The following is a 22,336-nucleotide window of genomic DNA, read 5'->3' as shown; positions in this document are numbered from 1 at the left end:
CCGTGCGGTGCGGGTCCTCAGGCCCCACCCACCGGGCGCAGCACCCGGCCACCGCGCAGGCCCAGCAGATAGGTCTGCAGGGCGGCGATGGCATGGCGCACCTTCGCAGGTTGGGTGCCACGCTGCGGCGTCACCGCATACATGGGCAAGGGGGCGGGGCGCCAGTCGGGCAGCAGGGTGACCAGGGCGCCGCTCTGGAGGGAAGCCTCGATGTCCTGCAGTGCCAGCACCGCGAGCCCGAGGCCGGCTTCGCAGAGCTGTTGCAGCGAGAGCTGGTTGTTGCTGGTGGCGCGCGCCCGCGGTCGCACCCTTTCCGCCGCGCCGTGCGGTCCGAGCAGCTCCAGCGGAGGCATCGGGTGGCGCTGGTCCACACGCAGCCACTCGTGGCCCGCCAGGTCCTGCGGGTTGGCGGGCACGCCGCGCTGCGCCAGGTAGGCGGGCGCGGCGCAGACCGCCAGGTCGAGCTCGGCGAGGCGCTGCGCGACCCAGCTGGAATCTGGCAGGCGACCGAAACGGATCGCGAGGTCGATGCGGGCCTCGGCCAGGTCGATGAGGGCATCGTCGACCTGCAGGTGCAGGCTGAGCCCGGCATTGCCCGCCAGCAGCGGTGCCAGCGCCGGTCCCAGGTGGCGCGCAAAGCCGACCGGGGAGGCCACCCTGAGCTCGCCGAGCGGGGCGTCGCGCAGCTGCGCGAGCTGCTGCTCGGCGCTGCGCGCCGCCGCGACCATCGCGGCGCAGCCGGCGTGGAACCGTTCACCCGCCTCGGTCAGCTGCAGGCGACGGGTGGATCGATGCAGCAGGGTGACCCCCATGTCGCGCTCGAGCTGGCGCACCTGCTGGCTCACCGCCGAGGTGGTGGTGCCCAGGGCCCGCGCGGCGGCGCTCATCGAGCGGTGCTCGACCACGGCGGCCAGCACGGCCATGCGCTTGAGCTGCTCGATCATGAAGTTTTTCTGAACTACGAATGCCAATTTGCGTGACTAGTGTAGAGCTGCTTCATCCTCTATCGTTGAACCGTCGCCTCTTTCGAGGTCAAACAGAAAGGACAGGAGTGATGAAACTCGCTTTGATCGGCGCCACCGGCTTCGTCGGCTCGGCCCTGCTGCAGGAAACATTGCAGCGCGGCCATGAAGTGACGGCGCTGTCGCGCCACCCCGGGCGCCTGGCGCCCCGGCCGGGGATGAGCGCCGTGCAGGCCGACGTCGTCGACGCCGCCCAGGTGGCGGCCGCCGTCGCAGGGCATGACGCGGTGCTGTCGGCCTACAACCCGGGCTGGGAACACCCGGACCTGCACGACGAGTTCCTGCGCGGCACGCGCGCCATCATCGAGGGCGTCAAGCGCGCCGGGCTGAAACGGCTGCTGATCGTCGGCGGCGCCGGCAGCCTGTACGTTGCACCGGGGGTGCAGCTGGTCGACACGCCGGAGTTCCCGGCGCAGTGGAAACAGGGCGCGCTGGCCGCGCGCGAGGCCCTCACGCTCATCCAGGCCGAGACCGCGCTGGAATGGACCTTCGTGTCGCCCCCCATCCTGCTGGAGCCGGGCCCGCGGCGCGGCGGCTTCCGCCTTGGTGGCGACCAGCCCTTGATGGACGGGGACCAGCCCGGCCGTCTGTCGGTGGCCGACCTGGCGGTCGCCATCCTCGACGAAGTGGAGTATCCGCAGCACGTCCGGCGGCGCTTCACGGCGGCGTATTGAGGACAGGCGACCCGAAAAAAAAGGGGCTCGAAGCCCCTTGGGTCGTGCATCGCGGCAGCTGCCGCGTCGCATCTCACTGCTCGGCGAAGGCCCGTTCGATGACGTAGTCGCCCGGGGTGTGCGTGTTGCCCTCGTGGAAGCCGCGCTCGTCGAGCATCTGCTTCAGGTCCTTCAGCATCTGCGGGCTGCCGCAGATCATCACCCGGTCGTTCTCGCGGTCGAGCTGCGGCACGCCCAGGTCGGCCGCCAGCTTGCCGTTCTCGATCAAGGTCGTGATGCGGCCCTGGTTGCGGAAGGGCTCGCGGGTCACGGTCGGGTAATAGAGCAGCTGCTGCGAGGCCAGCTCGCCGAGGAACTCGTGGCCCGGCAGCTCCTGGGTGATCAGGTCCTGGTAGGCCAGCTCGCCGACGGTGCGGCAGCCGTGCACCAACACCACCTGTTCGAAGCGCTCATAGGTGTGCGGATCGCGGATCACGCTCAGGAAAGGCGCCAGGCCGGTGCCGGTGGCGAGCATGTAGAGCCGCTTGCCGGGCAGCAGGTAGTCCAGCAGCAGCGTCCCGGTGGGCTTGCGGCCGACCAGGATGGTGTCGCCTTCCTTCAGGTGCTGCAGCCGCGAGGTCAGCGGGCCATCGGGCACCTTGATGCTGAAAAACTCGAGGTGCTCCTCGTAGTTCGCACTGGCCACGCTGTAGGCGCGCAGCAGCGGCTTCCCGTTGACCTTGAGACCGATCATCGTGAAGTGGCCATTCTGGAAACGGAAGGCCTGGTCGCGGGTGGTCTTGAAGCTGAACAGGCGGTCGGTCCAGTGATGGACGCTCAGCACGCGTTCTTCGTTGAAGGCACTCATGGCATGAGAGGGCGAGTTGGAATGGACAAGGGAGAACCCGATGAAGGGCGATCATACAGATGAATCGGAAATGAATCATCCATACACAAATAACGGATTGATCTAACGCAAGCCTGCATTGCAGGACGGCGGACCGGTCCGACGCGCGGCCCCGCGTCGGATTTTGGAGCTGGTTCGGCACAAGAATACCCCGGCCGGTCGCGCGTAGCGGTCACCCGCGTGACCGGTTCGACGTTCGCTCACGCCGGCCGAAGCACACCGAACACCCCCTGGGTCTCGTCGCCCGGCCCGGCCGCCAGATAGAGCGCATTCGCGTCGCCCAGGCTGGCGCCGTTGCCGAACTGCAGGCCCCACAAGCCGGGCACCGCGAACGGCTCGTTGTCGCTGCCGCGCAGGAAGTCGAGGAAACGGCCCTCGTCGTCGTAGGCGGCGATCCGCCCCCGGCCACCGAAGTTGCCGACCAGCAAGGCGCCGGAGAGCCGCCCGAAGCCACTGTCCGGCGCGACCGCCAGGCCCCAGGGGGCATTCAGCCGGCCATCGTCCTCGATGCGCTGCAGCAAGCGGCCTTCAAGGTCGAAGATCGCGACCCGGCCACGGTCGGGGCGATCGCCTTCCTGGTCAGCGGCGATCGCGTCTTCCTCACCCGCGAGGAAACGGGTCGGATCCGCGGGGTCGGGCTGCGACTTGGCATAGGCGACGATCGCGCAGTCGCGTCCGCCCCAGCGCAGCACCTGGATGTTGAAGGGCACATAGTCCCCGGGGCGGGCCTGGGTCCGGCCCTCGATGAAGGGGTTGGCGAAGGCGCCGCGGGCCGCCAGGTCCAGCGGCCGCCACTGGCTGTCCCAGGCGCGGATCTGGGGCTGGCTGCCGAAGTCAGCCGCCCACAGCTCGTCCCAGCTGCCGGTTTTCACGGCCAGGCCGAAAAACTGGCTGCCACTGGCCGACAGGTCGATCATGGGCATCGCCGGCCCGTCCTGGCGCACGATGGCGCCGGTGTCCGCGTCGCGCTCGGTCCAGCCCGAGATCACGCCCGAGTCGGTCGCGAACACGAAACGCGCCGAGCCGGTGAGCAGCTCGGTCCGGCCGCCCACCTCGACGGGTTGATCGCGCACCAGGAACTGCCCGGAATCCAGCGGCGCGCCGTTGAAAGCCACCCCGGTCGTGAAGCCGATGAACTTCGTCGTGTCCGTGACTTCGGTCTCGCCGTCCGGCACACCGGCACCCGGCACTTTGACCAGGGCCAGCGCATCCTGGAACAAGATGCGCAGCGAGCTGTCCGAGGAGGCCCGCACGTCGCCGACGAACTGGAAGGAATAGCCGCCGGCGGCGACCCAGAAGTGCCCGCCCGCGCCGGCCGGCCGGATCGCGATGCCCCAGGCGTTGAGGAACTCGTCGATCCGCTCCACCTCGTCCAGCGCCGGCGGGAAGGCGCCGGCCGCCTGCGGGTCGGCCACCAGCCACTCGGCCGCGTAGCGGTTGGGCTGGGGCGTCTCGGGGGGATTGTCGGTGTCGTCGTTGTCGTCGCTGCCGCCGCCGCAAGCGCTGAGGACGGCGGCAGACAGGGGGGCCGAGCTGGCGAGCCAGCCGATGAAATCGCGTCGTTGCATGACAGTCTCCCGTAGGTGGCGGAGGGGTTCACGAACACCGGAGCGACGATCAGCAGGGCGACCTGGCGGTGCGACTACACCCGGAGACAACAGGACAAGACGGGCTTGCAGGCAGGACGGGACCTTGTCGGCCCTCCGGTACGCCTTGCCTGGGCCGGGCAGCGGGCGCTGCCTAGAGCCTGGGTAATGACGGGTGTCCCGCGAGGACCTGGGCAGGGCCTCGCTCGGGACGGAGCAATCTACTTCTGCTCGGGCTCGCTGACAAAGCCGATCTTGCTCAGACCGGCCTTGGAAGCGTCGGCCAGTGTTTCGGCCACATAGCGGTAGGGCACGTTCTGGTCAGCGCGCAGGTGCACCTCGGGCTGGGGCTGGCGGGCGCCCTCGGTGGCGAAACGCTTGATCGCCTCTTCGCGGCTGACCACCTCGCCATTGAAAAATCGCGTGCCCGAGGCGTCGATCGCGAATTCCACCTTCTCGGGCTTGAGCTGGTTGGCCTCGGCGGTGGCCTTGGGCAGGTCGAGCTTGACGGCGTGCGTCAGCAGCGGCGCGGTGACGATGAAGATCACCAGCAGCACCAGCATCACGTCGATGAGCGGCACCATGTTGATCTCGGCCATCGGGGCGCCGGAGGACTTGTTGTCGAAACTGGCGAATGCCATGGAAGTGCTCCTTCGCGTCGGCTCAGGCGGCGTGCGCCGGCTGGCCGCCGTGACGGCCGTTCGGGTTCAGGGGCCGCACGTTTTCGCCCTTCAGGCTCTGGCCCATCGAAAGGAAGGTGAACAGCTCGAAGGCGAAGGCGTCGAGCTTGGCGGTCAGCACGCGGTTGCTGCGGGTCAGCCAGTTGTAGCCCATCACGGCGGGGATGGCCACAGCCAGGCCGATGCCGGTCATGATCAGGGCCTCGCCCACCGGGCCGGCCACCTTGTCCAGCGTGCCGGAGCCGCTCATGCCGATCGCCACGAGGGCGTGGTAGACGCCCCAGACCGTGCCGAACAGGCCGACGAAAGGAGCGGTCGCGCCGATGGTGGCCAGCATCGTGAGGCCGTTCTCCAGACGCATGGTCTCCTCGTCGAGGGTCTTCTTGATCGTGCGGGTCAGGAAGTCCTGCGCGCTGCCCGCCTCCTCCAGCTTGGCAGCGCCGTACTTCGCGTGGTGGGCCTGGGCGTGCATCGCATGGGCGGTGAGGTGCGAGAAGGGGTCGCGCACGCCATGCGTCGATATCTCGTTCTGCACCGCGTCGAGCGAGCTGGCGTTCCAAAAGAAGCTCAGGAACTGTTCGCTGCGCTTCTTGCGGACGAACTGGGTGATGCCCTTCATGATGATCAGGTACCACGAGATGGCCGACATCAGCACCAGCATCACGAGCAAGGCCTTGCCGATGACGTCGGCCTGGGCGATGAAGTGGCCGAAGCCGAGGGAGGTGGAGGGGTTCACGGTCAGTTCTCCAGTTCAAAAAGGATGGGCATCTCTGCCCAGACGGCTTCGGGCTTGCCGTCTCGCATCGGGGGGCGGAAACGCGCCGCACGCATGGCGTTGACGGCCGCGTCGTCGAGCCGGGCATAACCGGACGAGGACTTGACCAGCACCTGTGCCGGCCGTCCGGTGGGATCGATCAGCGTCCGCAGCACCACACGACCGGCTTCGCCCAGGCGCTTGGACTGGGTCGGATAAACGACGCTCACCGGCGTGACCACCTGCAGTTCGGTGGCCGAGATGGTGCGCGGCGGAGCCGGTGCGGGCGGAGCCGGAGGCGCCGGCGGCACGGGGGGAGCCGGCTCGGGCGCGGGTGGCGCTGGCGGCTGCGGCTCGACCGGTGGCGGCGGCGCGACAAAGGGCGCCGGGGCCGGGCTGGGCGGCGCCGTGACCACGGGAGCCGGCGGCGGCGGTGTCCTGGGGCGCGGCTTCGGCGGCTCGGGCGGCGGAGGGGGCGGCGGGGCGGGCACCGGCGGCGGCGGAGCCACCTGCACGAAGTTGACGAAGATGGGCGCGGCCTCGCTGACCGCCTCGCGCACGGCATCGACCTGCATCAAGCCCCAGCCGGCCGCCAGGTGCGCGACCACCACGGCCCCGATCGCGGCGACCCGCTCGGGAGCGGAGGTGCCGCTGCCGTAAGCGGCATCGACCCGCCGCAGGTCCAGCGGGATCGGTGCAGGAGAGGCTGGCACAGGATTGGAGGAGGAGCTCACGTCATTGGCCACAAATGCGAACGATTCGCATTATAGTTGCAAGTTGTGGTGAGGCGTTCGGCGGCCCTGTGGTGGAGGCGGTGCAGTGCGCGCCGGCCTGCCTGACCCAGAGGCTGGCCCGGCCAGCCGACGCGCAGCGACCAGCAGCACCCCGCCCAGCAGCATCAGGCTCCAGGTGCCCGGCTCGGGCGCGGCAGTGACGGTGAGCTCCAGGTAGGTCGGGGTGTAGTTCGCGTCAAGCCGGTAGCGTGCCGGATCCAGGTCGGACTCCAGCGAGCGGAACCGGCCTTCGATGCCGCCGACCGCCGTGAGGACGCGGAAGGTGCCCGTCGGCGGCTCGGCGCCCAGGAAGTCGAGACGGACCACGCCCTGCAGTTCGACACTGCCGCTCACCCGCACGCGATCGAAGCTCTGCGCGTCCTGGATGTCCAGCATCAGCACGTTGCTTTCGGACAGCGTCGCGTCGCCGACCAGGTTCGCGACACCGATGCCGCCCCGCGTGCCGGGACCGAAATCACCGGTGGAGAACCAGATGTATTGCGCCTGCAGCGTGCCGTCGATCCACGTGGCCGAGGTGGGGCGACGTGGCTCTGCGAAGTCCTGCTTGAAGCCCGCGGCCTGCACCACGCCTGCGGCGCTGACGGCAAGCTGGCCCCGGTTGTAGAGCGACGAGGCGCTCGTCAGCCTCGCCCCGTTGAGCACCTGCAGTTCACCGTGGTTCTCATTCAGGTGACGCAGGGCGTCCTGCTCCATGCCGAACCACACCGTTGAGATGCGGGCCTGCGGGCCGTCGAGGACGATGCCCCCGCGGTTCACGTAGATGCCGGCCGGTTGGACCCCGTCCTGCGCCGCGGCGCCCTGGAGGACCAGCGTGCCGTCGCGGGCCACGTACCGGCCTGCGGTGAGCGTGCTCTCGCGCAGCTGGGCCAGCGGGCCCCAGACGACGATTCTCGAGCGCACGGCTTCCAGGGTGCCGGTGTTCTCGAGGGCGCCCGCGAACAGAAGCGGGGCCGCGTCCACCACCTGCACACTGCCCCGGTTGTCGAAGCGGGACCGGACCAGGGTGGTCGCGGCGCCGGTCTTCACATAGCGGCCCTGGTTCTGAAAGGAGGCGAGGTCGATCAGCGTCAGCCGCGGCGCCCATGTGCCGCCCTGGTACTCCAGGGTCCCGTGCTCGTTCCGGTCCTCGAAGCGCGCTCCGGGAGCCACCCGGACCGTGCCCGTGCCGAACAGGTCACCCTTGCCGTCCCACTCCGCCCGGCCGAGGAAGGTGAAGGGCACCTTGATCTCTTTGGCGAGGCGGCGGATCTCCTGCCCCTTCCAGTAGGCGTGGTCGTTCGACAGACGGGCGGTGTGGCGCACGGTCACCGGGCCGGTCGGGTCGAAGAAGCCATCCTCCCAGTCCAGCCGGTCCACCGTGACGGCGCCGGCCACCCCCACGCGCGAGAACACATGATCGAAGGGCATCAGCGGGTCGTGTGGCTTGGGCTCGGCGATGCGCAGTCGCCCGACCTGCAGGTCGCGCTCGATCCGCACGTCCACGCCTTCGACCGCCTCCCAGCGGCCGCGGCCGCTGATCGCGACCTCCTTGCTGAAGACGAAGGCTCCGGTCACATCCGCACTGTTGAACTCCCCGCCACGGAAGATCAGCGTCCCGTCGTTGCGGATCGCACCCGCCTTGAAGGGCGAGGGCGACCACCCCGGCAAGTCCGGGTGCATCGCCGTGTCCCTCAGGTCGACCCACCCGCCGCTCTCGATCGTCCACACACCGGTGCTGCCCACGCCGCCACCCCGGGGCTGCGAGACCTCCAGCCTCCCGCCGTTCCCGACATGGAGGGTGCCACTGTTGTTCAGGCCACCCTGCTCCGCGCCGATGACCATCGAGGCGTTCTCGACGCGCAGGGTCCCGAAGTTGTAGAAGGGCGCGTACCCCCCCTCGATCTTGAGCCGCCCGCCCAACACCTCGAGCAGACCGCGGTTCTCGGACACGTGGTTGTAGCCGTCCCAGGAACTCGTCCCCGCGCCGGTTTTCAGGTAGCGTCCTTCGTTGACCAGGCGCCCGTCAGACAAGCTGTGTTCCCCAGTGGAGGTATGGTCGTGAAAGGTAGCGCGCGGGCCGAGGGCCAAGGTGAACCCATTGCTGTCGATCGAAGAAGCGCCGTCTTTCCACTCGCCCGCCCCGTTGAGTTGCAGCCGGGTTGCGTTGCCGGCGTTCAGCGTACCGGACAGAAAGGCGGGCCCATTCACCGTGAGCGCGTTGCCCAGGCTCGAGGCAGAATCGCCGGCGACGATGCCGCCGGCACGCCAGTCGAGGCGGCCGACCGTGAGATCGATGCCATGGCGCAGCATGCCGCCCGCCAAGTCCAGATGGCCGATGGCGGAGCCCGGGCCCGCCAGTGCCAGGTTTCCCCCGGAGAAAGTTAGGCGGCCCTGCCCGCTCACCTGCTGCGCCACGAATGTACCCTGACGGAGGATGGTGTCGCTGTCGCCCAGCAAGGCGCGTGTCGCGGTCGAGCCCGGCGGTCCCGCAGACCAGTTGCTTGCCAGGTCCCAGAAGGGCTCCCGGGGGCCAGCGCCTCCGGTCCACACGGTGTCTGCCGCCAAGACACTCGGGGCGCAGGCAACGAAGTAGACGACGCTACCGACTTTGAGACAGTGGCGCGCCCGCGAAGCGTAGACAACAGCACGCGCGCTGAGAGGAAGCGAGGCAGGAACGGGAAGCATGGCGATCTCCGGTTGGCGCAGAGTGCCGCCCCGAAAGGACGGCATCGCCCAACATTCGTCGCGCGAACCCGCCAGGCCTATGGAAGTTTGAAACAAGGGCCGGGCCGGCGCCCTGCCATGAGCGGCTGCAGCACAGGCCACAATCGCGGTCTTCAGGGATCCTCGGGGAGGCCGGCGAAGGCCGGAACCTATAACAACACATGCTTTTTCGCTCCATCATCTCCTTGCTCAGGCCCGCGCGTTCAAGTGGAGGGCGCTCGGCCGACGAAATCAGGACCTTGATTCGATCCCTGCGGGACCAGGCAAGCGACGAGCGCCGGGGAGCGAACGTGAGCCTGACCGATCCCGGCGTGGACGAGGCCTTCGTCCCGGCCCTGATCGAGGCGACACGGGACAGCGACACCTACATTCGCGCGAGCGCGGCCCACGCGCTGGGCCGCTACCCGCTGGAGGCGTTGCGCAAAGCTCGCGAAGCCGTGCTGGCCGCGCTCCGCAACGACACCAGCGCCACGGTGAGAGCCGCTGCGGCTGAAGCGCTGGGCAGCTGTGCGGCAAGGTGCGCCGCTGCCCTGATCGAAGCCCTTCGCGATCCCAGCCCAGACGTGCGCGCCAGCGCCATCACCAGCCTCGTGCGAGCCGGCACCGAACAGGCGATCGAGGCGGTGAAGCAGCGTCTTCAGCAGGACACAGAGGCCGACGTGCGCGATCGCGCGGCCTCTGAACTCGGTGCGATGAAGGACGAACAACTGCTGGACGTGCTCCTGCAGGCGACCCAAGACGAAAGCGACCGGGTCCGCGCCACGGCGATCTACGCCGCGCACGAGAGCGCTGGAGACCGTTCTGATGCCACGGTGCCGACCTTCATCGATGCCGTCTCTGACCCATCGGCCCGCGTGCGCGAGCAAGCATGCTATGCGCTGCGGTACTCCACGGCCGAAGCCATTCCCGTGCTGAAGAAAGCACTGGCCGATGAGGCGGCTCACGTCAGGCTGGAAGCAGTCATCGCCCTCGGCACATTGGATGCCAGCGATGCCATCGAGCAGATCGCGGAACTGATGCACACCGACCCGGACGAGGAGGTGCGCTGCTACGCGGCCAGTGCCTTGTCGAACATTCGCGATGCAAGGGTGGTCGCCCGGCTCGCGACAACACGTCAGGGCGCATCGGAAAGCCCGCGCGTCCGGGCAGCGCGCATCGAGGCGCTGGGGGACACGCACAGTGCCGCCGGTCTGCCAGCCCTGTGCGAGTCCTTGCGTGACCCGAGCCTGGAGATCCGGCTCAGCGCGGCACGCGGCTTGTGGTCGCTGCTGGCCTTCACGCAGGACGACGTCTCCTCAGCCCTGCCAGCCCTGCGTGAGGCGGCCGCAGATGCAGAGGTCGAGGTTCGGCGTCAGGTGATCCAGGCCCTGGGCCGGTTGCAGGACCCGAAAGCCCTGCCCGTCCTGCTGCGCGCAGCCGCGGATGCCGACCGCGACGTGCGGGAGCAAGCGTATCGAGCGCTCGCGAAATTGCAGCCAGACGGTGGAGAAGACGTGTTCCTCAAGGGTCTCGATGACCCCGAGATTCAGGTGCAGCAGGCTGCGGCAAAAGGGCTGGCGCGTTCCGACACCCTGATGCGATGGCAAGACGTGCTGCCGCACCTGATGGATCCCGCGAAGGATGCGGTGACCCGGGGAACCCTGGTCGAGGCCATCGCCCGCAGCGGTCTCCCGGGCGCCGCCGCGGCGCTGGCCCGTGCCCTGGATGACGCCGACAGCCACGTGCGCGAGCAGGCCTGCAAGGCACTGCAGGACTGCAGCGATCCCCAGTTCGTGGAACCGTTGATTCGGCGCTTGAAGGACGACGATGAAGGCGTTCGCGCCGAAGCCTCACTCGCCCTCGCTGCCATGGCGGAGCCCGCCGCACTCGGTCCCTTGAAGCGGCTGCGGCGCAAGGAGAAGTCGGCCTACGTGCGGCGCCGGGTGGTGTGGGCCCTGAGCTTCTTCCCCCCGCAGGACAGCCTGCCGCTGCTCACGGGAAGCCTGGACGACCCGAACGAGCACGTGCGACGGCAGGCGGTGCTCGCGTTGGAGCAGGTGTGCGACGTGAACGAACTCACCTACCTGGTGGAGAACCTGCCTCGCCGGATTCCCGACGACGTGCGCGAGAACCTGGAGCAGGCTATCGAGGCAAGGGATGACAGCGAGGGAATACCTTCGCGGTCACAGCGGCGTGTGCAGATGGGGACCGTGCACTACGAGTGAAGGGCAGGATCACCGGGATACGATGAAAAAGGCGTTCTCGGCTTCAGCCTCGCTGCCGTGAACGCGGCTCTGCTCTGCCCCACTTCCACCTGCCGGTCGCCGCCATGAAAAAAGCCCGCGGAGCGGGCCTTTCCTTTGTCGTCACCAGCAGCGGGCCGCTCGGCCCGCCCTTCGAACTCAGCCGCCGATGTTGATCGGGGCGGCGCTGCGCTGGGTGCGCAGGAAGCTGATGGTTTCCTGCTTCACGTCCTCGCGGCTGCGGGCGGTGGCGGTGGCGGCCTGCGCGGGCAGCACGGTGGCTTCGCCGCTGAACACGGCCAGTTGTTCACCCTGGGCACGGGCCTGGGCCAGCTCGGCCTTCACTTCGGCACGGGTCTTCACCGACTGGGCCTCGCCGGTCCAGCTCTGGTCGAAGTCGTTCGCTTCGCCGGCAAAGGCGCCGGTAGCGGCGAAGGCGGTCATCAGCACGGCGATCAGGTTCTTCTTGGCGTTCATGTTCAGCTCCATTCTCAGTTTGCTTAGTTCCGGATGGGCGGGATCGGCCCCCCGGCCCCTCGCTGAGTCGCAACCGTTGTTCGTTTGTGCTCATCGATGGGATGAACTTTAGGGGTTAACCCTTGGCGGAAAAACGAGGCTGCTGACAAGGGGTCGTTTCGGAAACCGCAATAAATGCAAAGTCGGCGCACCGCATATTGCGAGTTCGTCGACGAGAGCCGCTCTACGCAGCCCCGACGCAGCGCGATCGAGAAACCAACAGTCACATTCAGCGTAACTTTGTTGCATTCTTGACTATCAAGTCCGCCCGCTGAGCGCCGTTTAGGTGGGCATCGCAACGGTGAAAGACGCTCAGGCTCCCCTGCCTGACAACACCTAGCGGGAAGAACGAGGTCACGTCCGCTCGGACGTCACACCGACTCAGGTCGGTACCCTCCTTCGCGCGCCCGCTCTCCTGTCCAAACACGTCACTTGTACCCGCTCACCGCGCGGCAAGGACCTGGTTTGGTTTTGATCATGCACATATCCAGGACAGAGAATGAACTCGAGCGTCTATCGTTGGGCTGTTTCCTTGAGCGTGGTTCTGCTGGCTGCCTGCGGCGGCGGTTCCGTTTCGGAGGACGAGATGTCGGCGGAGCCGACCGTGGTGGAAGACAGCGTGGCGTCGACGGCGGAAGCCGCCGGCGACCTGCAAGCCGTTGAGACCGATGCCCCCGTGGTCGAAGACACGGTGCCGCCCCAGTTGCAAGTGGAAGCGCTGGCGACGGAACGCGCGATGTCGGTGACGAGCGCTGCCGCGCCGGAAGAGGCGATGTCGGTGTCGGCTGCCGACACCGCGCACGTGGTGAGGGCTGATTTTGAAGGCAGCTACAGCCGTACCGCGCCGGGCTGGACCGTTTCCGCCTGGGGTGGCACGCAGTACGAGACCGCCCGTGAAACCCGTCCCACCTTCTTCCGCTCGGGCGCGTCCTCGCAGCGTTTCAAGGTGACGCAGCGCGCCGCCGGCACGAGCGCCGACGCCCAGCTGGTGCGTCCCTACCCGTTCAGCTACGGCCAGACCTACCACGTCACCGCCTACCTGCGCGCCGACATCGCGGCCAGCGTCGAGATCATGCTGCGCCGTGATGCCGCGCCGTTCAACGTCGCCGGCAGCAAGACGGTGGCGCTGACCAGCGGCTGGACCAAGGTCGAGTTCGAAGGCACCTACCGCTGGAACGAGCCGGGCTCCTTGCGCGTGATCTCCAAGCGGCTGGGCGCCAATGTCTACATCGACGACGTGACCGTCACCGCGATCCCGTCGAGCGGCACCTCCGACGCCACCGCCATCGTGCTGCCGGCCAAGGGCGCGGCGTCGACCACCGTGACCCCGGTCGCGACCTCGGATTTTGAAGGCAGCTACGCGCTGACCGCGCCGGGCTGGAAGGTGAACTTCTGGGGCTTCCCGATCGCCACCTACGACTCTTCGAGGGAAACCCGTGCGGGTTTCGTCTACGCCGGTGGGTCGTCGCAGCGCTTCCGCATGCTGAGCAAGGGCAGCGGCGATGCGCAGCTGGTGTACCCCTACGCCTTCAAGAAGGGCCGCACCTACCGCACCAGCGTCTATGTGCGCTCGGACCGCAGTGCGTCGGTGGAACTGATGGTGCGCCGCGACGCCCACCCGTGGGACGCGGCCGGCGCCAAGACCGTCGCCGTGGGCTCGACCTGGCAGAAGATCGAGATCCAGGGCACCTACCTGGGTGACGTGCTGGGCACCGTGCGGGTCATCTCGAAGACGCCCGGCGCCAACATCTGGGTCGACAACCTGAGCATCTCCGAGGTCAAGTACAACGAGATGGCCCCGTACAGCACCGCCACGGCGCCCGACACCCTGTTCGGTGTGCACGTGAACAAGCTGGGTGTGCACCACAACTGGCCAACCCTGGGTCAGGGCATCGTGCGCATGTGGAACACCGGCACCAACTGGCGCGACCTGGAGAAGGCCAACAACGTGTGGGACTGGACCACCGGCAACGGCTATCGCATGGACATGTACGTGAACTACATCACCCGCAACGGGGGGCAGATCCTGTACACCATGGGCCAGACCCCGCAGTGGGCGTCGAGCAACCCGTCTTCCAACGGCATGTACGGTCCTGGCGCCAACATGCACCCGGCCAACATGAACGACTGGCGCGACTATGTGCGCACCATCGCACGCCGCTACGCGGGCAAGATCAAGTTCTACGAGCTGTGGAACGAGCCGGACTTCTCGGGCACCTACCAGGGGTCGATGGAGAAGATGGTGGAGATGGCCCGCATCGCGAGCGAGGAGATCAAGGCGGCTGACCCGACGGCCAAGCTGGTGTCGCCGGGCGTGGGGGTGGACCAGGGCTACAGCTTCATGGACCGCTTCTTCCAACTGGGCGGGGGTCAGTATGTCGACTACGTGGGCTGGCACTTCTACTACAACTCCGACCCGGAAGCGCTGGGTTCGCAGATCCAGAATGCCCGCGAGGTGATGCGCAACCACGGCCTGCAGGACAAGCAGCTGTGGAACACCGAAGGCAGCTACATCTGCGATCGCACCAAGCACAACTGCTCGACCTGGGATTCGTCCTATGTGCAGAAGCGCGGCGTGAACGCACGGGCCCTGATGATGATGTGGGGCAAGGGCATCCGCAACTTCAACTACTACTTCTGGGAGCGCCAGACCGAAGCGACCGGCTCGCGCATGGTGGAAGCCGACTGGAAGACGCCGACCACCGCGGGCCTGGCCTACGCCGAGGCGATCAAGTGGATCAAGGGGGCTCGCCTGGTCGACTCCTTCCAGATCAACAACAAGGTGTATGTGTTCCGGGTCAACCGCGGCAGCGAGAACTACGTGATCGCCTGGTCCATCTCGCAGAACACGAAGGTGGTGGTGCCCAGCGAATGGGGCGTCTCGAAGGTCCGCACCCTGGCGGGTCAGGAGTCGGGCATCTCCGGCGGCATGGTCACCCTGGGTCAGGAGCCGGTGATGCTGAAGCAGTAAACCACCCGCTGGCTGCCACCCGGTAGCCTCAGCGCAAGCGCTGAAGGGCCTGCACGATGGATGTCGTGCAGGCCCTTCGGGCTTTGCGTCTCGATGGGCTCGACGTACAGGCCAGGTTCAGCGATGTACCCGCCCGCTACCCGCCCGCCACCGAGATCCCCACCACAGCAGCGGCAGTCCGGCCAGCAGCATCAGCACAGACTGCGGCTCGGGCACGCTGCCCATGATGCCGAAGACCTGCGATGCCTCGGCCAGCTTCAGATAGGTGCCGGCATCGTTGAAATACACGGCGTCGTTGACGTGGTCGTAGAAGGCGTTCTCGATGTAGATGCCTTGGGTGGAGCCAAAGCCCCAGCCCGACGGTCCCCCCAGGTCCTGCCCCTGGAGCGTGACGTCGAGGGGAATGATCGCGCCGGTGGCGGCGTCGACCATCATCGAGATGTGGTCGTCGTCGTAGTCGTCGCCGAACACGATGCGCCCGTCGATCGCAAACGCGAAGCCGGGCCGGTCAGCCGCGGCGAAGGACACCGTGCGCAGAGGGTTCAGGGCGGTGTCGTAGGTGGTGATCTGCCAACGCGCGCCCGCGCTTCCCGCCGCGCCGCCGACGGCGTAGAGATGCTCTCCGTCGCTCAGCATGTTGGCGGCCGTGTAACCGCCCCAGTCGAAGCTGTCGACACCGTTCTCGCCGCCCATACCCGGCACGACGGCGACATCGATCGGCGTGCCGGTCTCAGCCACCTCGCGGCCGATCAGGGCCCGGTCACTCGACGCATGGCTGTACAGCTGGCCGTCGCGCGCCGCGAAATACGTGCCCCAGCCGAGCGCGTTCGGCCGAAGGCCGCTGTAGGCGTCCGCCTCGAAGGCCTCGATCGAGGTATAGGTCTTGTACGTCGCAACCGCGGCCTGGGGGTTGGTCCACAGGCGCTCCCAGACCATGCCGGTCGCCGGATCGATGGCCACGCCCGAAATGGGCGTTCTGACCGAGGGCAGCGAGCTGGCCGATATCACGTCACGCACCGTCTCCAGTTGCGCCGGGACGGCGCTCGCCAGCGGCGCAAAGGCCGACCCCAGGCAGGCAAGCGCCGCAGCGGCGGCGGCCCGGCGCCGTGCGACCAGCAAGCCCAGGCCCGCGGCCAGCAAGGCCCAGGTGCCGGGTTCTGGCACCGGGGGAGGCGCGGCGTTGCCGGTGAAGATCGCCTGCAATGCCGAGAACTGCACCTCACGCTGTACATCGGAGCGGTTCTCGACACTCAGGACAAACGTTTGCTCCAGCGTCAGGGCTTCACCGTGATAGTCGGTCGGGAAGTCGGTGGCATCGAGCTTGGCGATGAAGCGGCTGCCGGGGCTGCTGACATCGTCGCCGAAGCGCAGCGTCAGCCAGGACCAGGCGGCCGCCTGGTCCTGGAAGGTGCAGTGGTCGGCGCCGGCGCCGGCGATGCAGCTCAGCCCGACCGTGGCGGTGCCCGTGAGCGTCAAGCGGGTCTGCGGGGTCAGGTGGATCGCCCCGAGCGAGGCCGTCGTGTTCGAGAAAACGTTGTTTTCGGGCCCGGCCCGCCCATGTGTGCGAAGCCGGTCAGCGCCGGTCACGACACCCGCGAAGCTGTCACGATAGCGGCTGGACAGCGTCCGCGGCTCGAAGGCTCCGAGCTCGGATTGCTCGTCGCCGCGGTAGACATAGGGCATCCCGATCGAGCGCAGGCTGGACAAGATGCCGCCGGAGCCGATCACGAACTCCGGACGGACATTGTCTGCGGGCGCCAGATCTTCGACGCTCCATTGCAGGTCGGCGATCTCGGCGTAGGCATCGCCACTGCCGGCCGCCTGGGCCGGCGTGATCTGGAGGCAGGCACATGCCAGCAGCGGCGCTGCCAGCCAAAGGGGGGCGGAAAGGCTCATGCGGTCCTCCAAGAATGGGACGAAGACCTATGGACCCTAGTTCGGCGACCGGCGCCGTCAAGCCGCTTCGAAGGTAACAGGCGGCCTGCCTCTATGCGGGGGCGCTCGCCCGTGCACCGTCAGGACTTGTGCACGGCCCTGCAGGACTCGCCGAGCACGAGGTCGAAGGGCACGGTGACGGTGCGAGGTGCCGGCACCGCGGTGCTGGACAGGCGGTCCAGCATCAGGTCGGCCGCCACCTGCGCCACGCGATCGAGCTTGAAACGCAGGAGGGTCATTGGAGGGTGGGCAAAGGCGAACACGTCGTCCGTGCCGATGCCCACGATGGAGAGATCGCGCGGAATCTCCAGGCCGGCCCGGCGCACCGTGCGCAGCACACCCGCCAGCATGCGCGTCCCGAGACCGATGAGGGCCGTGGGCCGTTGCGGCAGCCGCAGCATCTCGGCCATCTGCTCGTGCGGCGAGTCCACCGCGGATCGCAGCATGCAGACGAGTGCGGGGTCGTGCTCGAGGCCACAGGCCTCCAGGCCGTCCCGGTAGCCCAGCAGCTTCTCCCGGCCCGGGCGAATGGCGAGGCTGGGGCCGAACAGCGCGATGCGGCGGTGCCCCAGGGACGCCAGGTACTCCACGGCCTGACGCACGCCGGCGCGGTGGTCCAAAAACACCAGGTCGCCGTCGCAATCGACCTCGCGGTCGAGGATCACCAGGGGCAAGCCTGCCTTCACGAAGGGATTGCGCGCGCGCGGCACCCCTTCCTCGCAGGGCGACGCAATGATGCCTTCGAGGCGCCGGTTCTCGAACAAGGTCAGCAACTCCTGCTCCTTGCTGGGTTGGTCGTAGGTGCTGGCCACCAACAGCGAGAAGCCGCCGACCTGCAGGCGGCGCTCCGCCTCGGCAAAGACGGTCGACAGGAAAGGGTTGGCCATGTTGGACACCATGAAGCCGACCGCCTTGCTGCGCCCGGTGCGCAAATGTTTGGCGCTGAAGTTGGGCGCATAGCCGGTCGCTGCGACGGCGCGCTCGACCCTCTGCCGCAAGGCCTCGCTGGCATAGCCGCTGTTGTTGAGCACCCGCGACACGCTGGCGATGGACACCCCGGCCGCCAGCGCCACATCCCTGACCGACGCCTTGCCGCTCATGGTCTTCCCGAATGGAAACGTTCCATATGTTGATGCCTCCCGCGGCGCTTCGTATAGTGAATTTCTGTATGGAAACCTTTTCACATTCTAAGAATGCGGCGGCCACCCGGCAAGGGCAGGACATGGCGCAGCGGCATGTCCTGGTGGTCGGCGGCGGGCAGGCGTTCGAGGCTGCCGGCGAGCCGGTCGGCAACGGCCGCGCGACCTGTCTGGCGCTGGCGCGGCGCGGCGCTCGGGTGGTGTGTGCGGACCGCTCCTTGCAGGCCGCGCAAGCCACCGTGGCGCTGATCGAAGCCGAGGGAGGACAGGCCTGGGCCGTGCAGGCCGACATCGCGCAGCCCGATGAGGCGACGGCGATCGCCGGGACAGCCTGCCGCCTGATGGGACGCCTGGACGGACTGGTGCTCAATGCGGGCATCAGCGACAGGCGCCCGCTGCCCGAGGTCACCGCGGACAGCTGGGACCGCATCCTGAACGTCAACTCGCGGGGCCACCTGCTGTGCGTGCAGGCGGCCTTGCCGCTGATGTCCCCCGGCGCGGCCATCGTTTTCGTCTCCTCGGTCGCCGCGCTGCTGCCCCTCGGGCGCAATCCCGCCTACGAGGCCTCCAAGGCCGCGCTCGGCGCGCTGTGCCGCGCGACCGCGATGGAAGGACACAGCCGCGACATCCGCGCCAACCTCGTCCTGGCGGGACTGATCGACACGCCGATGGGGCGTGCCGCCGGCGCGGCGAGGCCCGGCCGGGCCGCCGGTGCGCTGCCCTTTGGCAGGCAGGGCTCGGCCTGGGAGATCGCCAGCGCGATCGGCTTTCTTCTGTCGGATCAAGCCGCCTACATCAACGCGGTCGAACTGCCGGTCGACGGGGGCTTGTGCTGCGGCATCGGCCGGCCCCCGCCGACACCCTGACCCACCTCCTCCTGCGCTGCAGGCGTTCCCCTCCCTAGCCTATCGAAGGACTTCACATGATCAGGCGACTGCTTTTTGTCATTGCGGCCACGGCTGCCTGCTGGGTTTCGGCGTCGGCGCATGCGGACACTTGGCCCGCCAGGCCGCTTCGCCTGGTGGTTCCGTTTCCGCCCGGGGGCGCGGCCGATCTGTTCGGCCGCATGATCGCCGGCGAGCTCAGCCAGGCCCTCAAGCAGACCGTCATCGTCGAGAACCGGGCCGGAGCCGGCGGAAACATCGGAACACGGGAAGTCGCGACGGCCCCGGGGGACGGCTACACCCTGCTGCAGGGCACGGTCGGCACCCACGCGATCAATCCCACGCTGTACGGCAGGCTGCCCTATGACACACGCAAGGACTTCGTGCCGGTCGCTTTCCTCGCGACGATTCCCAACGTCCTGGTGGTCCATCCCGCCGTGCCGGCGAAGTCGGTTGCCGAGCTGACGGCGCTGGCGAAGTCCCGGCCCGGCCGGCTCAATGCCGCGTCGTCCGGCAACGGCAGCAGCATCCATCTGTCGGCCGAGTTGTACAAGCACCTCGCGAAGGTCTACATCGTGCATGTGCCGTACCGCGGCGGCGCCACCGCCTTGACCGAGCTGATCGGCGGCCAGGTGGACCTGATGTTCGACAACCTGCCGACGTCCCTGCCGCACATCGCCAAAGGGACGCTGCGGCCCCTGGCCGTCACGAGCGCCAGCCGCTCCCCCTTGTTGCCCGACGTTCCGACGATGGTGGAAGCCGGCGTGGCCGGCTACGAAGCGACCGCCTGGTCCGGCCTGTTCGTGCCCGCGGGCACGCCGCCCGCCGTCGTCGAGCGACTCAACAGCGAGGTCAACAAGGCGATGCAAAGCGACAAGGTCCAGGCCCGCCTGCGCGAGCTCGGCGCCGAAACACGGCCGATGAAACAGCGCGAGTTCGCCGCCTTCGTGCAGAAGGAACACGACAAGTGGAGCGAGGTCGTCAAGTTCTCGGGAGCCAAGGCGGAATGAAACCCGGTGCGTGCGAGACAAGGAAGCCGCCATGCAGCCGATAGATTTTTTGCTGCGCAGCGCCGTGCGCTTTCCCGACAAGATCGCCGTCTCCGGTCCGGAGGGGTCGCTCAGCTACCGGGAGTTGGTCGAGCGGTCCCAGGCACTGGCATCGGCCTTCCAGGAACTGGCGCCCCGGCCGCACGCGCGCATTGCGATCTGCGGCGGCAACCACCTGGCGCACGTCGTCGCACTGTTCGCCACCTTGCTGGCTGGCAAGGTCTGGGTCCCGCTCAATCCGCGTGCCGGGCAGCAGGAGTTGATGCGCATCGTCGACTTCACGGAGGCGTCGCTGGTGGTGGTCGAGCAGACGCTGGCCGGGAAGTTGTCAGCTCACCAGGGGGCGACGATCCGCTATACCCCGGCGGTCGCGCCGCTCGGGCAGGCGACCCCGAGGTGCGAACTGAAGGAACTCGTCGAGCGCCACCGGGGTTGTCTTCCGCAGGAGGTCCGCCTGGACCTGTCTGAGACCCAGGCCATCAAGTTCACCGGGGGCACGACCGGCCCGCCGAAGGGCGTGATGCAGAGCCTGCGGTGCTGGAACACGACCATCGTCTCCCTCATCCACGCGATGCGCCTGCACCCGCACGAACGCTATCTGGCCGTGGCCCCGATCACCCACGGCACCTCGACCTTCCTGCTGCCCGTGCTCGGCTGCGGGGGGTCGGTCGTGCTGCCCGGCTCGACGCGGCCGCGCGACGTGCTCGAGCAGATGGAGCGCGAACGCATCACGGCGGTCTTCATGCCCCCCACGCTGATCTACAGCCTGCTGGAGGATGAAACGGTGCGCCAGCGCGACTGGAGCTCGCTGCGCCACTTCGTGTATGCCGCCGCGCCGATGCGCACCGACAAGATCCGCGAGGCCCAGCAGGTGTTCGGCTGCGTCGAGACGGGTTACGGACAGACGGAAGCGCCGTCGATCATCGCCTACCTGTCGGCCGACGAGGCCCGCGACCCGCGCAATCTGGCGTCGGTGGGGCGTGCGACGCTGCTGACCGAGGTCGCGATCATGGACCCGCAAGGCCGCTTGCTGCCGCCCGGGCAGGCGGGCGAGGTCGTGGTGCGCGGCGACCTCGTGATGTCGGGCTACCTGCAGCAGCCGGAGCAGACCGCGCAGACGCTGCACGATGGCTGGCTGCACACCGGCGACGGCGGCTACCTGGACGAGCGGGGCTACCTGTTCCTGAAGGATCGCGTGCGCGAGGTCATCATCACCGGCGGCTTCAATGTCTACCCCAGCGACGTGGAAAACGTGTTGGGTCGCCACGAGGCGGTATACGACTGCGCCGTGGTCGGCATCGACGACGACAAGTGGGGCGAGGCGGTGCATGCGGCCGTGCAGCTGCGCCCCGGCGCAGTCGCCACCGAGGCGGAGCTGACGTCCTGGGTGCGGGACCAGCTCGACCCGGTGAAAACACCGAAAGCCGTCCACTTCTTCGACGAACTCCCTCGCACGGCCAACGGCAAGGTGTCGAAGAAGGACACGCACCGGCACATCGCACAACGCCTCGCGAAAGTAAGGACATGAGCACAGGAAACTGCACCCGCCATGCCGTGGTGACCGGCGGGTCCTCCGGCATCGGCTGGGCCACCTGCCGCAGGTTGCGCGCCTCGGGTTGGCAGGTCGTCACACTCGACCTCAAGCCGCCGCCCGAGCCGGACGTCGGCGAGTTCGTTCAAGTCGACATGTCCGACCGGGAGGCCCTTGCCGCCGCACTGACCGCCATCACGTCCCGCCATCCGGTCGCCGGCCTGGTCAACAACGTCGCGGCGATCCGGCCGGCAAGCTTGCAGGACACCTCGCTGGAAGACTTCGACCTGCAGATCCGGGTGATCGCGCGAGCGGCCCTGCAATGCACCCAGGCCGTGCTGCCGGCGATGCAGGCGGCCGGCTTCGGCCGCATCGTGAACATCACCAGCCGGGCCGCCCTCGGCAAGGAGCTGCGTTCGGGCTACTCGGCCGCGAAGGGCGCGCTGCAGTCGCTGACCCGCACCTGGGCACTGGAGCTCGCTGCGACCGGCATCACTGTCAACGCGGTCGCGCCCGGTCCGATCATGACCGAAGCCTTCGCGGCGGCCAATCCGCCGGACAGCGCCCGCACGCAGCGCATCGCTCGCAGCATCCCGGTGCAGCGCTTCGGGACCCCCGCCGAGGTCGCCCACGCCGTCGACGGCTTCATGGACGCCAGGGCGGGTTTCATCACCGGCCAGGTGCTTTATGTCTGCGGCGGCATCACCGTCGGCCTGGCCGGCTAGTGTGGTGTCCCGCAGATACGTGGCACAGCTGGGTGCCGAAGAGAACCGGCTGCGAAGTTCTGTCGAAAACGGTCGCAGGCTAGGCGCGGCGCGGAATCGGGCGGGGCCGCCCGATGAGCACCGCAACGACGCATGCGGCCGTTTCTCGGCAGAACTTCTGCCACGTATCTGCGGGACACCACACTAGGAGAAACCCATGGCAGTCACCACCGAAATCGGCACCACCACGCCCGATGTCATCAGCGTGCGCGGCAGCAACCTCGCC

Annotated in this window: 17 protein-coding genes; 7 read left to right on the top strand and 10 right to left on the bottom strand. The window is 68.1% G+C overall.

Going from position 1 to position 22,336, the window contains the following annotated elements:
• Positions 1 to 17: 17 nt before the first annotated feature.
• The gene (locus OOT46_RS19280; RefSeq protein WP_265405364.1) at positions 18 to 941 is read right to left on the bottom strand and encodes a LysR family transcriptional regulator; all 924 of its coding nucleotides are present in this window, start codon (positions 939 to 941) and stop codon (positions 18 to 20) included.
• A gap of 113 nt (positions 942 to 1,054) precedes the next feature.
• Here OOT46_RS19280 and OOT46_RS19275 point away from each other — a divergent pair, with 113 nt between their 5' ends.
• Positions 1,055 to 1,696 carry an NAD(P)-dependent oxidoreductase gene (locus OOT46_RS19275; RefSeq protein ID WP_265405257.1) on the top strand — a complete coding sequence of 214 codons (642 nt, stop codon included), beginning with the start codon at positions 1,055 to 1,057 and terminating at the stop codon, positions 1,694 to 1,696.
• Positions 1,697 to 1,769: 73 nt separating this feature from the next.
• Here the strand turns inward: OOT46_RS19275 and OOT46_RS19270 are convergent, their stop codons facing one another.
• From OOT46_RS19270 to OOT46_RS19245, 6 genes are all read right to left on the bottom strand, one after another.
• Complete coding sequence (locus OOT46_RS19270; RefSeq protein WP_265405256.1) at positions 1,770 to 2,543, bottom strand: ferredoxin--NADP reductase; 774 nt, start codon at positions 2,541 to 2,543, stop codon at positions 1,770 to 1,772.
• 239 nt (positions 2,544 to 2,782) lie between these two features.
• Positions 2,783 to 4,150: a TIGR03118 family protein gene (locus tag OOT46_RS19265; protein WP_265405255.1), complete on the bottom strand. Its 1,368-nt coding sequence runs from the start codon at positions 4,148 to 4,150 to the stop codon at positions 2,783 to 2,785.
• A 239-nt stretch (positions 4,151 to 4,389) separates the two neighbouring features.
• Positions 4,390 to 4,809, bottom strand: coding sequence for an ExbD/TolR family protein (locus OOT46_RS19260; RefSeq protein ID WP_265405254.1), 420 nt, complete (start codon positions 4,807 to 4,809; stop codon positions 4,390 to 4,392).
• A gap of 22 nt (positions 4,810 to 4,831) precedes the next feature.
• Positions 4,832 to 5,590, bottom strand: coding sequence for a MotA/TolQ/ExbB proton channel family protein (locus OOT46_RS19255; protein WP_416136227.1), 759 nt, complete (start codon positions 5,588 to 5,590; stop codon positions 4,832 to 4,834).
• On the bottom strand, positions 5,587 to 6,315 hold the full coding sequence (locus tag OOT46_RS19250; protein ID WP_265405252.1) for an energy transducer TonB: 729 nt from the start codon (positions 6,313 to 6,315) through the stop codon (positions 5,587 to 5,589). The genes OOT46_RS19255 and OOT46_RS19250 overlap by 4 nt, the downstream gene beginning before the upstream one ends.
• Positions 6,316 to 6,366: 51 nt before the next feature.
• Positions 6,367 to 8,940, bottom strand: a complete 2,574-nt coding sequence (locus tag OOT46_RS19245) for a PEP-CTERM sorting domain-containing protein (protein ID WP_265405251.1) — start codon at positions 8,938 to 8,940, stop codon at positions 6,367 to 6,369.
• A gap of 320 nt (positions 8,941 to 9,260) precedes the next feature.
• Between OOT46_RS19245 and OOT46_RS19240 the strand changes: the two genes are divergently transcribed.
• Positions 9,261 to 11,303, top strand: a complete 2,043-nt coding sequence (locus OOT46_RS19240; RefSeq protein ID WP_265405250.1) for a HEAT repeat domain-containing protein — start codon at positions 9,261 to 9,263, stop codon at positions 11,301 to 11,303.
• A gap of 177 nt (positions 11,304 to 11,480) precedes the next feature.
• Here OOT46_RS19240 and OOT46_RS19235 read toward each other — a convergent pair whose 3' ends face one another.
• Positions 11,481 to 11,798: a DUF4148 domain-containing protein gene (locus OOT46_RS19235; RefSeq protein WP_265405249.1), complete on the bottom strand. Its 318-nt coding sequence runs from the start codon at positions 11,796 to 11,798 to the stop codon at positions 11,481 to 11,483.
• Between the two features lie 538 nt (positions 11,799 to 12,336).
• On the opposite strand from OOT46_RS19235, the gene OOT46_RS19230 reads away from it, so the two are divergent.
• Entirely contained in the window at positions 12,337 to 14,808 is a 2,472-nt protein-coding gene (locus tag OOT46_RS19230; protein WP_265405248.1) for a GH39 family glycosyl hydrolase, read from the top strand.
• Between the two features lie 117 nt (positions 14,809 to 14,925).
• Here the strand turns inward: OOT46_RS19230 and OOT46_RS19225 are convergent, their stop codons facing one another.
• Positions 14,926 to 16,704, bottom strand: a complete 1,779-nt coding sequence (locus OOT46_RS19225) for a PEP-CTERM sorting domain-containing protein (RefSeq protein ID WP_265405247.1) — start codon at positions 16,702 to 16,704, stop codon at positions 14,926 to 14,928.
• 119 nt (positions 16,705 to 16,823) lie between these two features.
• Positions 16,824 to 17,843, bottom strand: coding sequence for a LacI family DNA-binding transcriptional regulator (locus OOT46_RS19220; RefSeq protein ID WP_265405246.1), 1,020 nt, complete (start codon positions 17,841 to 17,843; stop codon positions 16,824 to 16,826).
• Positions 17,844 to 17,911: 68 nt separating this feature from the next.
• On the opposite strand from OOT46_RS19220, the gene OOT46_RS19215 reads away from it, so the two are divergent.
• From OOT46_RS19215 to OOT46_RS19200, 4 genes are read left to right on the top strand one after another with little or no spacing between them, the layout of a single operon-like run.
• The gene (locus tag OOT46_RS19215; RefSeq protein ID WP_265405245.1) at positions 17,912 to 18,748 is read left to right on the top strand and encodes an SDR family NAD(P)-dependent oxidoreductase; all 837 of its coding nucleotides are present in this window, start codon (positions 17,912 to 17,914) and stop codon (positions 18,746 to 18,748) included.
• Between the two features lie 56 nt (positions 18,749 to 18,804).
• A complete protein-coding gene (locus OOT46_RS19210) occupies positions 18,805 to 19,776 on the top strand; it encodes a Bug family tripartite tricarboxylate transporter substrate binding protein (protein WP_265405244.1) in 972 nt (323 codons plus the stop codon).
• 31 nt (positions 19,777 to 19,807) lie between these two features.
• Positions 19,808 to 21,343 carry a class I adenylate-forming enzyme family protein gene (locus tag OOT46_RS19205; protein ID WP_265405243.1) on the top strand — a complete coding sequence of 512 codons (1,536 nt, stop codon included), beginning with the start codon at positions 19,808 to 19,810 and terminating at the stop codon, positions 21,341 to 21,343.
• Complete coding sequence (locus OOT46_RS19200) at positions 21,340 to 22,071, top strand: SDR family oxidoreductase (protein ID WP_265405242.1); 732 nt, start codon at positions 21,340 to 21,342, stop codon at positions 22,069 to 22,071. The genes OOT46_RS19205 and OOT46_RS19200 overlap by 4 nt, the downstream gene beginning before the upstream one ends.
• Positions 22,072 to 22,336 lie beyond the last annotated feature (265 nt).

This window comes from Aquabacterium sp. A7-Y, from assembly GCF_026153205.1.
Taxonomy (GTDB): Bacteria; Pseudomonadota; Gammaproteobacteria; order Burkholderiales; family Burkholderiaceae_C; genus Caldimonas.
The sequence above is the reverse complement of the archived record's forward strand: the minus strand, read 5'-3'. Positions and strand labels throughout refer to the sequence as shown.

Bases quoted from the DNA above. Each gene is read 5' to 3' on its own strand.
- OOT46_RS19275 (WP_265405257.1), top strand. From the start codon at position 1,055: ATGAAACTCGCTTTGATCGGCGCCACCGGCTTCGTCGGCTCGGCCCTG.
- OOT46_RS19270 (WP_265405256.1), bottom strand. From the start codon at position 2,543: ATGAGTGCCTTCAACGAAGAACGCGTGCTGAGCGTCCATCACTGGACC.
- OOT46_RS19265 (WP_265405255.1), bottom strand. From the start codon at position 4,150: ATGCAACGACGCGATTTCATCGGCTGGCTCGCCAGCTCGGCCCCCCTG.
- OOT46_RS19260 (WP_265405254.1), bottom strand. From the start codon at position 4,809: ATGGCATTCGCCAGTTTCGACAACAAGTCCTCCGGCGCCCCGATGGCC.
- OOT46_RS19240 (WP_265405250.1), top strand. From the start codon at position 9,261: ATGCTTTTTCGCTCCATCATCTCCTTGCTCAGGCCCGCGCGTTCAAGT.
- OOT46_RS19235 (WP_265405249.1), bottom strand. From the start codon at position 11,798: ATGAACGCCAAGAAGAACCTGATCGCCGTGCTGATGACCGCCTTCGCC.
- OOT46_RS19230 (WP_265405248.1), top strand. From the start codon at position 12,337: ATGAACTCGAGCGTCTATCGTTGGGCTGTTTCCTTGAGCGTGGTTCTG.
- OOT46_RS19225 (WP_265405247.1), bottom strand. From the start codon at position 16,704: ATGAGCCTTTCCGCCCCCCTTTGGCTGGCAGCGCCGCTGCTGGCATGT.
- OOT46_RS19220 (WP_265405246.1), bottom strand. From the start codon at position 17,843: ATGAGCGGCAAGGCGTCGGTCAGGGATGTGGCGCTGGCGGCCGGGGTG.
- OOT46_RS19215 (WP_265405245.1), top strand. From the start codon at position 17,912: ATGGAAACCTTTTCACATTCTAAGAATGCGGCGGCCACCCGGCAAGGG.
- OOT46_RS19210 (WP_265405244.1), top strand. From the start codon at position 18,805: ATGATCAGGCGACTGCTTTTTGTCATTGCGGCCACGGCTGCCTGCTGG.
- OOT46_RS19205 (WP_265405243.1), top strand. From the start codon at position 19,808: ATGCAGCCGATAGATTTTTTGCTGCGCAGCGCCGTGCGCTTTCCCGAC.
- OOT46_RS19200 (WP_265405242.1), top strand. From the start codon at position 21,340: ATGAGCACAGGAAACTGCACCCGCCATGCCGTGGTGACCGGCGGGTCC.